This window comes from Vibrio sp. S17_S38 (assembly GCF_014694375.1).
Lineage (GTDB): Bacteria > Pseudomonadota > Gammaproteobacteria > Enterobacterales > Vibrionaceae > Vibrio.
In genome coordinates this window covers 205,641-220,147 of record NZ_JAAUWW010000001.1, presented here as the reverse complement: position 1 = coordinate 220,147, position 14,507 = coordinate 205,641, and the positions used below count along the sequence as shown (strand labels likewise).

Sequence of the window (14,507 nt, the reverse complement as noted above, 5' to 3'; positions counted from 1 at the left end):
TCGATAACTATAAATGCTCTAAATGGAGCTGAGTGAGCACACTTGTGAAAGAAAAAAAGTCCAGACCAATAAACCTTGATTTACAAACAATACAATTCCCTATTACTGCAATTGCTTCTATTTTGCACCGTGTTTCTGGTGTGATTATGTTTGTAGCGATTGGGATTCTATTATGGCTACTTGCTATTTCCCTGTCTTCTCCTGCCGGTTTTATACAAGCTGCTAATTTAGTCGATGGATTTTTTGTTAAATTTATCCTATGGGGCATCTTGACAGCTTTGTCTTATCATATTGCTGGTGGCATTCGTCACTTACTTATGGATATGAATTATTTTGAAGAGCTTGAAAGCGGCACATTGAGTGCAAAATTTGTTATGGGTATTGCTGCTGTGCTATCAGTGCTTGCGGGGTTTTTAGTATGGTGAAGTCAATTTCTTCTGTTGGACGCAATGGTGTTCATGACTACCTTCTTATTCGCGCATCAGGCATTGTACTGACTTTATACACCTTGTATATGGTTGGTTTTTTGACATTTGGTGGTGAGATTAATTATTTGAGTTGGAATGCTTTTTTTGGCAGTACTTTTACGAAAGTATTTACCATGATTGCTTTGGTCGCAATTCTTATCCACGCATGGATTGGTTTGTGGCAAGTTCTTACCGATTATATTAAACCAGCCAAATTGCGCGCCGTTCTTCAATTTGCGGTAATCGTGGCGTTATCGGCTTATTTCTTCTCAGGCCTATTTATTTTGTGGGGTGTCTAAGTGTCTATTCCTATTCGTGAATTCGATGCCGTTGTTATCGGCGCTGGTGGTGCGGGTATGCGCGCTGCCTTACAAATTTCAGAGCAAGGCCTATCTTGTGCTTTGCTATCAAAAGTATTTCCAACACGTTCTCATACTGTATCTGCTCAAGGTGGTATTACGGTAGCTCTAGGTAATTCACATAAAGATGATTGGCAATGGCACATGTACGATACCGTTAAAGGTTCGGACTATATTGGTGACCAAAATGCAATTGAATATATGTGTAAAAATGGTCCTGAATCCGTGATCGAACTAGAGAAAATGGGTTTACCTTTTTCTCGTTTTGAAGATGGTTCTATTTACCAACGTCCATTTGGCGGTCAATCAAAAGACTTTGGTGGCGAGCAGGCTGCTCGTACTGCGGCTGCAGCTGACCGTACGGGACATGCATTACTTCATACGCTTTATCAACAAAATATTAAGCATAAAACCACGATTTTCTCTGAGTGGTATGCACTTGATTTGGTTAAAAATGAAGATGGTGCTGTTTTAGGGACCACTGCGCTTTGTATGGAAACAGGTGAAATTTGTTACTTCAAAGCGAAAGCAACCATTCTAGCAACAGGTGGTGCCGGCCGAATTTATCAATCAACGACTAATGCCCACATTAATACTGGTGATGGTGTTGGTATGGCTCTACGTGCTGGCGTTCCAATGCAAGATATTGAAATGTGGCAGTTTCACCCAACGGGTATTGCTGGCGCTGGTGTGTTAGTGACTGAAGGTTGTCGTGGAGAAGGTGGCTATCTTCTTAATAAAGATGGTGAGCGCTTTATGGAGCGTTACGCACCGAATGCGAAAGATCTTGCAGGCCGTGATGTGGTTGCACGTTCGATGATGATCGAAATCCGAGAAGGTCGTGGTTGCGATGGTCCTTGGGGCCCACATATTAAACTGAAACTCGATCATTTAGGCAAAGACGTCTTGGATGCTCGTCTGCCGGGGATCCTTGAGTTATCGCGTACTTTTGCTCATGTCGATCCAGTGAAAGATCCTATTCCAGTTATTCCAACGTGTCACTATATGATGGGTGGAGTGCCAACTCAGGTATCAGGACAAGCGATTAAACAAAATGCTGATGGTAGCGATGTTGAAGTTCAGGGTTTATTTGCTTGTGGTGAGATTGCTTCCGTTTCTGTACATGGTGCGAACCGTTTAGGTGGGAACTCTCTGCTTGATTTAGTCGTGTTTGGCCGTGCAACAGGACTTCACCTTGGTGAAACACTGGCAGCACAAGAGGAAGCGAAGCCTGCAACAAATGCAGATATTGAAGCGTCTCTTGCTCGTTATCAGCGCTGGGAAAATAGTACTGGTGGTGAAGATCCGGTTCAAATTCGTAAAGACTTGCAAAGTTGCATGCAAAATAATTTCTCGGTATTCCGTGAAGGCGATGCAATGGCGAAAGGCTTAGAAGAACTGAAAACACTCCGCGAACGTTTAAAGAATGCTTATTTATCAGATAAGTCGACGGAATTTAATACTCAACGTATTGAATGTTTGGAGTTAGATAATTTGATGGAAACGGCTTTTGCGACAGCGGTGGCGGCAAATTACCGTACTGAAAGTCGAGGCGCACATGCTCGTTTTGATTTCCCGGACCGTGATGATGCGAATTGGTTGTGCCATTCAATTTATAATCCAGTTACCGAAGAAATGTCTAAACGTGATGTCAACATGCAACCTGTATTGCGTGAAGCCTTTCCACCTAAAGCTCGTGTTTACTAAGGGAGTAAAGAACAATGAAGGTAATTTTCTCTCTGTATCGCTATAACCCAGATGTCGATAATAAGCCTTACATGAAAGACTATACGTTGGACGTGGAAGAAGGTTCTGACATGATGGTTTTGGATGCTCTTATTTTGTTAAAAGAGCAAGATGCCACGATATCATTTCGTCGTTCATGCCGTGAAGGGGTCTGTGGGTCTGATGGCGTAAATATGAATGGTAAGAATGGTTTAGCGTGCATTACACCATTGTCAGCAGTACTTGGTAAGGGTAAGGTAGTTATTCGTCCATTACCTGGTTTACCGGTTGTTCGTGATTTGATTGTTGATATGACTCAGTTCTATGATAATTACGCGAAAGTGAAACCGTATTTGATCAATGATGGTGAATTACCACCTGCACGTGAACATTTACAATCACCAGAAGACCGTGCGCATCTTGATGGTTTATACGATTGCATTATGTGTGCATGTTGTACTACGGCGTGCCCATCGTTTTGGTGGAACCCAGACAAATTTATTGGGCCAGCAGGTTTATTGGCCGCGTATCGTTGGTTAATTGATAGCCGAGATACTGCAACAGATGAACGTCTGTCAAATCTTGACGATGCATTTAGCGTTTTTCGTTGCCATGAAATCATGAACTGTGTCAATGTTTGTCCTAAAGGTTTAAACCCTACGAAAGCGATTGGCCACATTAAATCAATGTTGATAAATCGTTCAGTATAAGTGCTCTTGATTGGGCAAAATAAATTGAGTTTGCAGTCGGTCTTCGGACCGGCTATTCCAAAGGCTAAAACTGGTATTCGGCGGATACTGATTGACAGTAAATGCTAAATAACAGAAAAGGCCAAAGCATAGAAAAACCATAAAAGGTTAAGGGAAAATATGCACAACGGCGTGATGAAGGCATGGCTCGAGTCTTCACACTTGGCTGGCGCCAATGCAACTTACGTAGAAGATCTCTACGAATTGTATCTTAGCGACCCCGATCTGGTCAGTGATGAATGGAAACATGTGTTTGAAGAGTTGCCTATGCAAGCTTCAGAAGGGGAACAACCCCATTCACGTGTTCGTGATTACTTCAGACGACTCGCGAAAGAAACGAAGCATTACAATGTCCAAGTTAGTGATCCTGATGTCGATGTAAAACAAGTTAAAGTTCTGCAACTTATCAATGCTTACCGTTTCCGTGGGCACCAAGCTGCGAACCTTGATCCTCTTAATATTTGGAAGCGTGAATCGGTTGCTGAACTGGATCCTGCCTTCCATAATCTCTCTCAAGATGACTTTGATGAGTCATTTAATGTGGGATCTTTTGCCGTAGGGCAAGACACCATGGCGCTTAAAGATATCTTCCAAGCTCTCAACAAAATCTACTGTGGTTCGATCGGTGCAGAGTATATGCACATCACCAACACAGAAGAGAAACGCTGGATCCAAGATCGTTTGGAATCAGTGATTGGTGAAGGGAACTTTACGTTAGAAGAAAAAACTACGTTTCTTGATGAGTTAACCGCAGCAGAAGGGCTTGAGCGTTATTTAGGCGCGAAATTCCCTGGTGCGAAACGTTTCTCTCTAGAAGGTGGTGATGCCCTCATCCCAATGATTAAAGAATTGGTTCGTCAAGCTGGTACTCAAGGCATGCGCGAAGTGGTTATTGGTATGGCGCACCGTGGTCGCTTGAACATGTTGATTAACGTGTTGGGTAAAAAACCACAAGACTTATTTGATGAGTTTGCCGGTAAGCACGGTGAATCATGGGGTACGGGTGATGTGAAATATCATCAAGGTTTTTCTGCTGATTTCGCAACACCAGGCGGTGATGTTCATCTAGCGTTGGCTTTTAACCCATCTCACCTTGAAATTGTTAACCCAGTTGTTATCGGTTCAGTACGTGCTCGCCAAGATCGTTTAGGCGATAAAGATGGTGGCAAAGTACTGCCAATTACGATTCATGGTGATTCGGCTATTGCAGGACAAGGCGTAGTCGCTGAAACCTTTAATATGTCTCAAGCTCGTGGCTTTGAAGTCGGAGGAACAGTTCGTATTGTTGTGAATAACCAAGTAGGTTTTACTACTTCAAATCCACGAGATACACGTTCAACAATGTACTGTACTGATATCGCTAAAATGGTACAGGCCCCGATTTTCCACGTTAATTCCGATGATCCAGAAGCAGTGGCTTTTGTTACTCGAGTTGCTCTGGATTACCGTAATACGTTCAAACGTGATGTTGTGATTGATTTAGTTTGTTATCGCCGCCATGGCCATAACGAAGCGGATGAACCGAATGCAACTCAACCTTTGATGTATCAAAAAATTAAGAAACACCCAACGCCACGTAAAATTTATGCGGATATTTTGGTTGATCGTAAAGATATTGAACTTGAAACCGCAACTCAAATGGTGAATGAGTACCGTGATGCTTTGGATCGCGGAGAAGTGGTAGTTAAAGAGTTTCGCCCAATGGCGTTGCATTCAGTCGATTGGTCACCTTATATCAATCATGAATGGAATGAAGAGTGGGCAAATCAATTTGACCATGCTCGTCTAGTGGAACTGGCTAATAAAGTTTGTCAGTACCCAGAGAGTCATCAGTTACAAAGTCGTGTGAATAAAATCTACACCGACCGTCAATCTATGGCGGATGGTGAAAAAGCACTTGATTGGGGTATGGCTGAAACGTTGGCCTATGCAACGATTGTTGATGACGGTAAGCGTATCCGATTTTCTGGTCAAGATTCCGGTCGTGGTACTTTCTTTCATCGTCATGCGGTATTGCATAACCAAGAAGATGCGAGCACTTATATTCCACTATCGAATATTCATGATCACCAAGGTCCATTCCAAGTGTTTGACTCTGTGTTATCTGAAGAAGCGGTGTTGGCGTTCGAATATGGATATGCAACAGCTGAACCTGGTGGGTTAACTCTTTGGGAAGCTCAATTTGGTGATTTTGCCAATGGTGCGCAAGTGGTGGTTGACCAATTTATTTCTTCAGGCGAACAAAAGTGGGGTCGTTTATGTGGCTTAACACTTTTGCTTCCACATGGTTATGAAGGTCAAGGCCCTGAGCATTCCTCCGCACGTCTAGAGCGTTACTTGCAACTTTGTGCTGAACAAAATATGCAAGTGGTCGTTCCATCGACTCCTGCTCAGGTTTATCACATGCTCCGTCGCCAAGTGGTTCGCCCTATGCGCCGCCCATTGATTGTCATGTCACCAAAATCGTTATTGCGTCACCCTCTATGTACTTCGACTTTAGAAGAGCTCTCTCAAGGAACATTCCAAGCTGCAATTCCTGAGATTGATGATCTTGAAGCTAGTAAGGTGAAACGTGTAGTTTTATGTTCAGGGAAAGTTTATTTCGATTTACTTGAACAACGTCGTAAAAACGAACAAGGCGATGTAGCAATCGTACGTGTTGAACAGCTTTACCCATTCCCATATGAGGATGTAAGTCAGGCGATTGAAAAATATACCAACGTAGAAGATTTTGTATGGTGTCAAGAAGAGCCACAAAACCAAGGCGCATGGTACAGCAGTCAACATAATATGCGTTTTGCTTTGCCTGATGGCGCAATCTTGAAATATGCAGGCCGTCCAGCTTCGGCTTCACCTGCGGTTGGTTATATGTCTGTTCACTTGAAGCAGCAAAAAGCTTTAGTCGAAGATTCATTAAACTTAGATTTTTAGTTTAGCTAGCTTTTAAGTAGTGCTTGATTTTTTAACGGTGATTGCCAGTGGTATTGATTACCATTGGCTGAACGAATAATTGAGTGTTAGCGCTCGCTAAATAGCAGGCTAACATCACATCAGCTCAAAAGGATAAGACAGATTATGACAATTGAAATTCTTGTTCCAGACCTACCAGAATCAGTTGCCGATGCAACGGTAGCGACATGGCACAAACAGCCTGGCGATGTAGTTTCTCGTGACGATATCTTAGTTGAAATCGAAACAGATAAAGTTATTTTAGAAGTGCCAGCACCAGAAGATGGCGTATTAGAAGCCATCATTGAAGTAGAAGGGGCGACAGTGCTTTCTAAACAATTGCTGGCGAAGCTAAAGCCTGGCGCCGTGGCAGGTGAACCAACTAAAGATAAAACAGAATCAACTCAATCTTCTCCGGATAAACGCCACACTGCAACGTTATCAGAAGAAACCAATGATGCGCTAAGCCCTGCGGTTCGCCGTTTAATGGCAGAGCATAATTTGGAAGTATCACAAGTTAAAGGCAGTGGTGTTGGTGGTCGTATTACGCGTGAAGATGTTGATGCTCACCTTGCGAACACGTCAAAATCTACAGCAAAAGAAAGTGCTCCAATAGATGCACCAGCGGCAGCGCGTACTCAAAAACGTGTACCGATGACTCGTTTACGTAAAACAGTGGCGAAACGTCTACTGGAAGCGAAAAACAGTACTGCGATGCTAACAACATTCAATGAAGTGAACATGAAACCTATCATGGATCTTCGTGCTCAGTATAAAGACCAATTTGAAAAGCGTCATGATACTCGTCTTGGGTTTATGTCTTTTTATGTTAAAGCCGTAACAGAAGCTCTGAAACGCTACCCTGAAGTAAATGCATCAATTGATGGTGAGGATATTGTTTATCATAACTATTTTGATATCAGTATGGCAGTGTCAACCCCACGTGGCCTTGTTACACCAGTACTAAAAGACTGTGATTTACTTGGTTTTGCGGACATTGAAAAAGGCATCAAAGAGCTAGCGATTAAAGGCCGTGATGGGAAGCTTCAAGTTGAAGATCTAATGGGCGGTAATTTCACTATCACTAATGGTGGTGTGTTTGGTTCATTAATGTCTACCCCTATTATTAACCCGCCACAAGCGGCTATTTTAGGTATGCATAAGATCCAAGATCGTCCAATGGCGGTAGATGGAAAAGTTGAAATATTGCCGATGATGTATTTAGCACTGTCTTATGATCACCGTCTAATTGATGGCCGTGAGTCAGTGGGCTTTTTAGTGACGATTAAAGAATTGCTGGAAGATCCAGCTCGCTTATTACTCGACGTATAAGCGAATCTGATATCGACCAAGTGGTAATTTTTAATAAAAGATTTAAACTTGGTCGATTCCCATATCAGATAAGTACCACCTAAAGTACACCTACGACGTAGCATTTTAGTGTAAATGCTAATGGAAATAATAATCCCTAACGGATAAACAAACGGAAGTCACACTATGAATTTGCATGAATATCAAGCCAAACAATTGTTTGCTGAATTCGGATTGCCAGTACCAGAAGGTTTTGCTTGCAATACTCCACTTGAAGCTTATGAAGCGGCGGGTCGTATTACGACGGCTAAGAAAGTTGTAAAATGTCAGGTTCACGCTGGCGGGCGCGGTAAAGCTGGTGGTGTTGAACTACATGACACTAAAGATGGTGTTAAAGAGTTCGCACAGAAGTGGTTAGGTAAAAACCTAGTGACTTATCAAACAGATGCAAAAGGCCAACCGGTCACTAAAATCTTGGTAGAAGAAGCTTCTGACATTGCTAATGAACTATATCTTGGTGCGGTAGTTGACCGTGGTTCACGTCGCATTGTTTTCATGGCATCAACAGAAGGTGGTGTGGAAATTGAGAAAGTGGCAGAAGAAACTCCAGAGTTGATCCATAAAGCTGCTATTGATCCACTGGTTGGCCCACAAGCTTATCAAGGTCGTGAACTTGCGTTCAAACTTGGTCTTAAAGGTAATCAAATCAAGCAATTTACTCAGATTTTTATGGGGCTTGGTAAGATGTTTTCACAATACGACTTAGCACTTTTAGAAATTAACCCACTTGTGGTTACGGGTGCTGGCGATTTATTGTGTCTTGATGGAAAGATCAGTATCGATTCGAATGCAATGTACCGCCAACCTAAACTGCGCGATATGCATGATTCATCTCAAGAAGATGAGCGTGAAGCACATGCAGCACAATACGAATTAAACTATGTTGCGCTAGATGGTAACGTTGGTTGCATGGTTAATGGTGCTGGCCTTGCAATGGGAACCATGGATATTGTTAACCTGCATGGTGGCAAACCAGCCAACTTCCTTGATGTAGGCGGCGGCGCAACCAAAGAGCGCGTTGCTGAAGCATTTAAAATCATTCTTTCTGATGAAAATGTAAAAGCGGTTTTAGTGAATATTTTCGGTGGTATCGTGCGTTGTGACATGATAGCTGAAGGTATTATTGGTGCTGTAAAAGAAGTCGGTGTTGAAGTGCCTGTTGTGGTTCGCCTTGAAGGGACAAATGCTGAGCTAGGCCGTGAAGTTCTAGCAAAATCAGGTTTAGATATTATTGCTGCGACATCTCTGAAAGATGCAGCAGTTCAAGTAGTTAAAGCGGCGGAGGGCAAATAATGTCTGTTCTAATTAATAAAGATACTAAAGTTATTTGCCAAGGTTTTACTGGCGGTCAAGGTACATTCCACTCAGAGCAAGCAATTGATTACGGCACACAGATGGTCGGTGGTGTTTCTCCTGGTAAAGGCGGAACTACTCATCTTGGCCTTCCTGTATTTAATACAGTACGTGAAGCGGTTGAAGTGACTGGCGCGACGGCAACAGTTATCTATGTACCGGCTGCATTTTGTAAAGATGCAATTTTAGAAGCCATTGATGCTGGTATCGAGCTTATTGTTACTATTACTGAAGGTATACCAACACTGGATATGCTAGATGTAAAAGTGAAGCTTGAAGAAACCGGTGTTCGCATGATCGGGCCTAACTGCCCAGGCGTGATCACTCCTGGAGAATGTAAAATCGGCATCATGCCTGGCCATATTCATAAACCAGGCCGTGTTGGTATTGTTTCTCGCTCAGGTACATTAACGTACGAAGCGGTTAAGCAAACGACAGATGCTGGTTTTGGGCAATCAACTTGTGTTGGTATTGGTGGCGATCCAATTCCTGGGACTAATTTCATCGACGTATTGGAAATGTTCCAAAACGATCCAGCGACAGAAGCAATCGTAATGATTGGTGAAATTGGTGGTACAGCAGAAGAAGAAGCGGCTGCTTATATCAAAGCTCACGTGACGAAGCCAGTTGTCTCTTATATTGCAGGTGTTACTGCTCCTGCTGGTAAGCGTATGGGTCATGCTGGCGCAATTATCTCTGGCGGTAAAGGTACTGCTGAAGATAAATTTGCAGCACTTGAAGCTGCTGGCGTTAAAACCACGAAGTCTCTTGCTGAGATCGGTGAAGCATTGAAAGAAGTGACTGGCTGGTAAGTGAATTTATTTCATGTAAAGTCATAAATATAAGGTCATCTTCGGATGGCCTTTTTATTTGCTTTGCTTTTAATACTGGTTAAAGTAGAGCTCCAATTATTCATAACAAAGGATTCACTTATGTTCAGTCACATTATGCTTGGTGCCAATGATATTGATGCGTCAAAGAAATTTTATGATGCAATTTTAGGAACGTTGGGATATGAACCAGGGGTTATTCGTGGTGAGCGTTGTATTTATATCGCTCCTACTGGAGTATTTATCCTAACTAAGCCTATTAATGGTGAAGTGGCTACTCACGGCAATGGATCAACTTTTGGCTTTTCAATTGCTAATCCTGAGTTGGTGCATGCTTGGCATGAGGCGGGTTTAGCGAATGGCGGCACGGCTTGTGAACAGCCTCCGGGTGAGCGCAATGGTGATGCGGGGCATTTGTATTTAGCTTACCTACGCGATCCTGCAGGTAATAAACTATGCGGAACCCATCGAATGGGATAAGTACTATTTGTAATAGCCGGACTACGTTATTGGTAGACCGGCTAATTTGTTTTTAGTGATAAATTCGTGCTGACTATGCACCTTAAATTCATCAGGCGTTAGATTTTTTGAACTGACTGAGCATAAATAAGGCCGCTGCTGAAATGACTACCGATGGCCCCGCAGGTGTGTCATAAAACCATGAAAGGCTTAAGCCTGAGAAGACAGAAACCACACCAATGCATGATGCCCCAATTGCCATTTGCTCTGGCGTTCGTGCAAAGCGACGTGCGGTTGCTGCAGGTATAATTAATAATGAAGTGATAATCAGTGCTCCGACAAACTTCATGCCGACCGCAATCACTAAACCTACTAACAACATTAATACCACCCGCATTAAAGGTACATTAACACCTTCTACACCCGCTAACTCTTCACTGATTGATGACGATAATAAAGGTCGCCAAAAATACGTTAAGAGAGCGAGAATGACCAATCCTCCGAGATAAATGAAGATTAAGTCAGAAGGCGAGACTGCCAGCAAATCGCCAAATAAATAGCTCATTAAATCAACACGAACATTATCTAGAAAGCTTACTGCAACCAAGCCGAGCGACAATGAACTGTGCGCTAAAATTCCGAGTAAGGTATCGGTTGCGACCACTTTTTGTTCTTGTAGTGTGGCTAAAATTAATGCGATAGCAAGGCAACAAACGACAAGAGAAAGATAGAGATTTACATCGAATAAAAAACCTAATGCTAAGCCAAGTAATGAGGCATGGGCCAAAGTATCGCCAAAATAGGCCATCTTGCGCCATACCACCAATGAGCCTAAAGGGCCGGCGATTATAGCAATACCTAAGCCTGCAATAATGGAAGGAAAAAGAATATCAAACATAGATTAATGCCCGTGATTGTGGTTATGTGTTGAGTTATGCGAGCAATGAGAATGGTCACAACTTTCCGGATCACCGTCAACTGCTTCACCGGATAAGTCATGGTGGTGATGATGTTCGTGATGATAAAATGCTAAAGTATCTTTTGCTGTTTGACCAAACATCGCGATATAAGAAGGGTGCTTGGTTATGGCTTCCGGTGCGCCAGAACAGCAGATATGATGCTGCAGGCAAATGACCTCATCGGTTTGCGCCATTACAAGGTGTAAGTCATGTGAAACCATAAATACAGCACACCCAAATCGTTGGCGAATAGTATTGATTAGCGTATAGAGTTCAATTTGACCTTGGACATCAACCCCTTGTGCAGGCTCATCTAATACTAATAAATCAGGTCGTTGTAATAAGGCTCTTGCTAATAAAACTCTCTGATTCTCACCGCCAGAAAGTTTATGCATATCGTTTAATTCTAAATTTTCAGCACCAACTAAACGTAAAGACTCTAATCGCTCTTGAGCGCTATAGCGACCGGCTAGCCGTAAAAAACGATCGACAGTGAGTGGTAAGCTATCGTTGAGTTTAAGCTTTTGAGGAACATACCCAATACGTAGATTTTTCATTCTCGACATCGTGCCAGAATAGGTTTTATGTAGGCCTAGCATCACTTTAACTAGAGTGGATTTCCCTGCACCATTTGGACCGATTAAGGTTGTGATCTGCCCCTTTTTGACGGTTAAATTAATATTACTCAACACATCCTTATCGTGAAACTTCACTGTGACGTCTTGTAAATGAATTAAATCAGACATGCTTAAACCAACTTGAATAATTGTTATGTTATATAGTAACATTGATATCGAGATTTACCAATGCTCACTTTTATCATTCAGATCACTTAGATTATCTCTCACACTGGGAGGGTAATTTATACAATGGAGAAGGTTAATGCACCAAAATATGGGAAATAAATGGATGAAAATGACCATTTCAATGGTTTTGCTACTGTCTTCGGCTCAGGTTATGAGCCAAGAGGCTAAGCTATCGGTGATGACATCGATAAAGCCATTGCAATTAATTACGCAAGAGATAACGCTAGGGGTCACTGATACACAGGTGCTACTTAGTTCTAATGCCTCACCACATGATTACGCATTACGTCCCTCAGATATGAGAAAAATAAAGGATGCCGATTTATTTGTATGGGTTGGACCAGGTTTGGAATCTTTTCTTGAAAGTGCGTTAAAGGGGAATGCCAACACGTTACAGCTCGATCAATCGCCTGATATTACCAAGCTAACCTATGGTGAAGAAGAGCATGAACATAAGTCGCATGATGATCATGCAAGTCATGACGATCATGATCATGTTACGCATGATGAACACGAGCATGATGATGGCCACCACCATCACGGTAATTACAATCCGCATTTATGGCTTGGTCCAGAACAAGCACAACAGATGGCAAAAGTGATTAGTGATAAGTTAATTGCGATTGATCCTAAACATCAGGCGGAATATGAGAAAAACTATCAAGCATTTGTTTCCCATCTATCTGCTACGATTTCAGAGATTAAACAAGAGTTAGCACCAGTTAAAAGTCATGGTTATTATGTATTTCATGATGCATACAGCTACTATGAAAATTATTTTGGTTTGAATAACTTAGGTCATTTCACGGTTTCACCCGATCGCCGTCCAGGTGCAAAAACCTTAATTACGATTAGAACGGCATTACAATCGGATAAAGCATACTGTGTTTTCTCTGAGCCTCAATTTACCCCAGCGGTAATAGAGTCTGTTACCCGTGGGACAAATGTAAAGCATGGCTCGTTAGATCCTTTAGCAACCGATTATCCAATTAAACAAGGTTCATACTTTACCTTTCTACAAGATTTAGGGCATAGTTTCTCAACTTGTCTTACACGTTAGGGTTTATCTTTGTTAGATCGTCACTCACTTAATAGATATAAGCAACATCGCCTTATCCGGCGGTGTTGTTTCTTTTTGAGTGGATTAGTCGCTATTGTATTCATCACTGTATTCTGGCTTGGCTTGCCCTCCACATCTGACCAGAGTAGTAATAATAAGCAAGATCAAAGTGAGCCTTATGATGAGGTCATTGCTAGGGATGACCCTGCTTTTTTGGGAGAAGACCGTAACCTCGAATTTGTAAATAAGGTAGTGACGCATACTCATGTTGTCACTTATGGTCAGAGTATAAAAACCCTATTTGATTTATATGGTTTAGCTGCGAATGATTTACTTGATCTTATTAAAGCTAATGCCACGGCTCTACAGCTTAAAAATGGTCAAGTGGTTGAATGGCAATTGAATGCATCAGGTAAAATGGAGTCGCTATCAATATACCGAACGCCGAGTTTGGTGAGCCTGTATACATGGCACGATGCTCAATTTATTTACCGTCCAGTACGTATAAAAGGGAAATCGAAAACCAACATCATCAGCGGTATTGTAACGGGGAATTTTTATCATTCGGCTTCATTGAACGGGCTAACACCATCGCAAATTCAGACAATATACCGAGCTTTATTTTGGGATATAGATATTACTCATCAAGCTCGGTTGGGTGACAAATATAAGGTGGCTATTTCTCAACATTATGCTGGTTCACAAGTGATAGATGACGGTCAAGTGGAGGCGATACGCTATTACAACAATAAACAAGAGTGGGTGCTGCTCCGAAATACAGATGGCCATTTTTATCGCCCCAATGGAACAAGTAATCAAAAATCATTGAACCGGCTTCCTTTAGAGCATTCGTATCGAGTGAGCTCCGCTTTTAATTCACATCGTATCAATCCAGTTACTCATATAGAAGCACCGCATTATGGTACTGATTTTGCTGTGCCTACGGGGAGTCCGGTTTTGTCTACGGGAGATGGTAAAGTAGTGAGGGTGGGGGAGCATCCATTAGCGGGTCTTTATATTGTGCTCCAAAATGGCCCTATTTATAGCTCTCGGTATTTGCATTTAAGTGAAATTTTAGTCGAGGAAGGTCAACACATCAGTAAAGGAGAAATTATCGCGCTTTCTGGTAATACTGGTCGAACGACTGGGCCTCATTTGCATTATGAATTAAGACAAAACAATTTACCTGTCAATCCGATGCTCGTACCTCTTCCTGACGCTACTGCTCTAAGTGCGTCGCAACTATCTCAATTTCAGCGTAATAGCCAAGCGTTCATTGATAAAATGCGTGATCCCATTTGAATATTCATCTTTAAATAGAGCATTGTCCTTTCTTGTACTGGTGAAGTAGTATAAATTCAATCAACATATTTAATCGCGCGAAATATGATACAAAAACACCAGCGCTGAAGCTTCTTCT

Annotated in this window: 13 protein-coding genes; 11 read left to right on the top strand and 2 right to left on the bottom strand. The window is 42.2% G+C overall.

Going from position 1 to position 14,507, the window contains the following annotated elements; genetic code table 11:
- Positions 1-32: 32 nt before the first annotated feature.
- The 9 genes from sdhC (at position 33) to HC725_RS00940 (ending at position 10,283) form a co-directional block, all read left to right on the top strand.
- Positions 33-425, top strand: coding sequence for a succinate dehydrogenase cytochrome b556 subunit (gene sdhC / locus HC725_RS00980; protein ID WP_190329889.1), 393 nt, complete (start codon positions 33-35; stop codon positions 423-425).
- Positions 419-766, top strand: a complete 348-nt coding sequence (gene sdhD, locus HC725_RS00975; RefSeq protein WP_190329888.1) for a succinate dehydrogenase, hydrophobic membrane anchor protein — start codon at positions 419-421, stop codon at positions 764-766. The genes sdhC and sdhD overlap by 7 nt, the downstream gene beginning before the upstream one ends.
- Positions 767-2,533: a succinate dehydrogenase flavoprotein subunit gene (gene sdhA, locus HC725_RS00970; RefSeq protein ID WP_190329887.1), complete on the top strand. Its 1,767-nt coding sequence runs from the start codon at positions 767-769 to the stop codon at positions 2,531-2,533. It abuts the gene before it with no gap.
- Positions 2,534-2,547: 14 nt separating this feature from the next.
- A complete protein-coding gene (locus HC725_RS00965) occupies positions 2,548-3,261 on the top strand; it encodes a succinate dehydrogenase iron-sulfur subunit (protein ID WP_190329886.1) in 714 nt (237 codons plus the stop codon).
- Positions 3,262-3,420: 159 nt separating this feature from the next.
- Positions 3,421-6,231, top strand: coding sequence for a 2-oxoglutarate dehydrogenase E1 component (gene sucA / locus HC725_RS00960; RefSeq protein WP_190329885.1), 2,811 nt, complete (start codon positions 3,421-3,423; stop codon positions 6,229-6,231).
- 144 nt (positions 6,232-6,375) lie between these two features.
- Positions 6,376-7,581 carry a 2-oxoglutarate dehydrogenase complex dihydrolipoyllysine-residue succinyltransferase gene (odhB, locus tag HC725_RS00955; protein ID WP_190329884.1) on the top strand — a complete coding sequence of 402 codons (1,206 nt, stop codon included), beginning with the start codon at positions 6,376-6,378 and terminating at the stop codon, positions 7,579-7,581.
- Between the two features lie 165 nt (positions 7,582-7,746).
- A complete protein-coding gene (gene sucC, locus HC725_RS00950; protein ID WP_190329883.1) occupies positions 7,747-8,913 on the top strand; it encodes an ADP-forming succinate--CoA ligase subunit beta in 1,167 nt (388 codons plus the stop codon).
- The gene (gene sucD, locus HC725_RS00945; protein WP_190329882.1) at positions 8,913-9,785 is read left to right on the top strand and encodes a succinate--CoA ligase subunit alpha; all 873 of its coding nucleotides are present in this window, start codon (positions 8,913-8,915) and stop codon (positions 9,783-9,785) included. The genes sucC and sucD overlap by 1 nt, the downstream gene beginning before the upstream one ends.
- Before the next feature lie 120 nt (positions 9,786-9,905).
- Positions 9,906-10,283: a VOC family protein gene (locus HC725_RS00940; protein WP_190329881.1), complete on the top strand. Its 378-nt coding sequence runs from the start codon at positions 9,906-9,908 to the stop codon at positions 10,281-10,283.
- A 91-nt stretch (positions 10,284-10,374) separates the two neighbouring features.
- Here the strand turns inward: HC725_RS00940 and znuB are convergent, their stop codons facing one another.
- Together znuB and znuC are read right to left on the bottom strand one after the other, a co-directional pair.
- A complete protein-coding gene (gene znuB / locus HC725_RS00935) occupies positions 10,375-11,160 on the bottom strand; it encodes a zinc ABC transporter permease subunit ZnuB (protein WP_190329880.1) in 786 nt (261 codons plus the stop codon).
- A 3-nt stretch (positions 11,161-11,163) separates the two neighbouring features.
- Positions 11,164-11,967, bottom strand: coding sequence for a zinc ABC transporter ATP-binding protein ZnuC (gene znuC / locus HC725_RS00930; RefSeq protein WP_190329879.1), 804 nt, complete (start codon positions 11,965-11,967; stop codon positions 11,164-11,166).
- 136 nt (positions 11,968-12,103) lie between these two features.
- Between znuC and znuA the strand changes: the two genes are divergently transcribed.
- Positions 12,104-13,087 carry a zinc ABC transporter substrate-binding protein ZnuA gene (gene znuA, locus HC725_RS00925; protein ID WP_446751342.1) on the top strand — a complete coding sequence of 328 codons (984 nt, stop codon included), beginning with the start codon at positions 12,104-12,106 and terminating at the stop codon, positions 13,085-13,087.
- A gap of 75 nt (positions 13,088-13,162) precedes the next feature.
- On the top strand, positions 13,163-14,389 hold the full coding sequence (locus tag HC725_RS00920; protein ID WP_190329878.1) for a peptidoglycan DD-metalloendopeptidase family protein: 1,227 nt from the start codon (positions 13,163-13,165) through the stop codon (positions 14,387-14,389).
- Positions 14,390-14,507 lie beyond the last annotated feature (118 nt).

Coding starts and splice junctions, on each gene's coding strand:
- sdhD (WP_190329888.1), top strand. CDS start 419: ATGGTGAAGTCAATTTCTTCTGTTGGACGCAATGGTGTTCATGACTAC.
- znuB (WP_190329880.1), bottom strand. CDS start 11,160: ATGTTTGATATTCTTTTTCCTTCCATTATTGCAGGCTTAGGTATTGCT.
- znuA (WP_446751342.1), top strand. CDS start 12,104: ATGCACCAAAATATGGGAAATAAATGGATGAAAATGACCATTTCAATG.
- sucC (WP_190329883.1), top strand. CDS start 7,747: ATGAATTTGCATGAATATCAAGCCAAACAATTGTTTGCTGAATTCGGA.
- sucD (WP_190329882.1), top strand. CDS start 8,913: ATGTCTGTTCTAATTAATAAAGATACTAAAGTTATTTGCCAAGGTTTT.
- sucA (WP_190329885.1), top strand. CDS start 3,421: ATGCACAACGGCGTGATGAAGGCATGGCTCGAGTCTTCACACTTGGCT.
- HC725_RS00965 (WP_190329886.1), top strand. CDS start 2,548: ATGAAGGTAATTTTCTCTCTGTATCGCTATAACCCAGATGTCGATAAT.
- znuC (WP_190329879.1), bottom strand. CDS start 11,967: ATGTCTGATTTAATTCATTTACAAGACGTCACAGTGAAGTTTCACGAT.
- HC725_RS00940 (WP_190329881.1), top strand. CDS start 9,906: ATGTTCAGTCACATTATGCTTGGTGCCAATGATATTGATGCGTCAAAG.
- odhB (WP_190329884.1), top strand. CDS start 6,376: ATGACAATTGAAATTCTTGTTCCAGACCTACCAGAATCAGTTGCCGAT.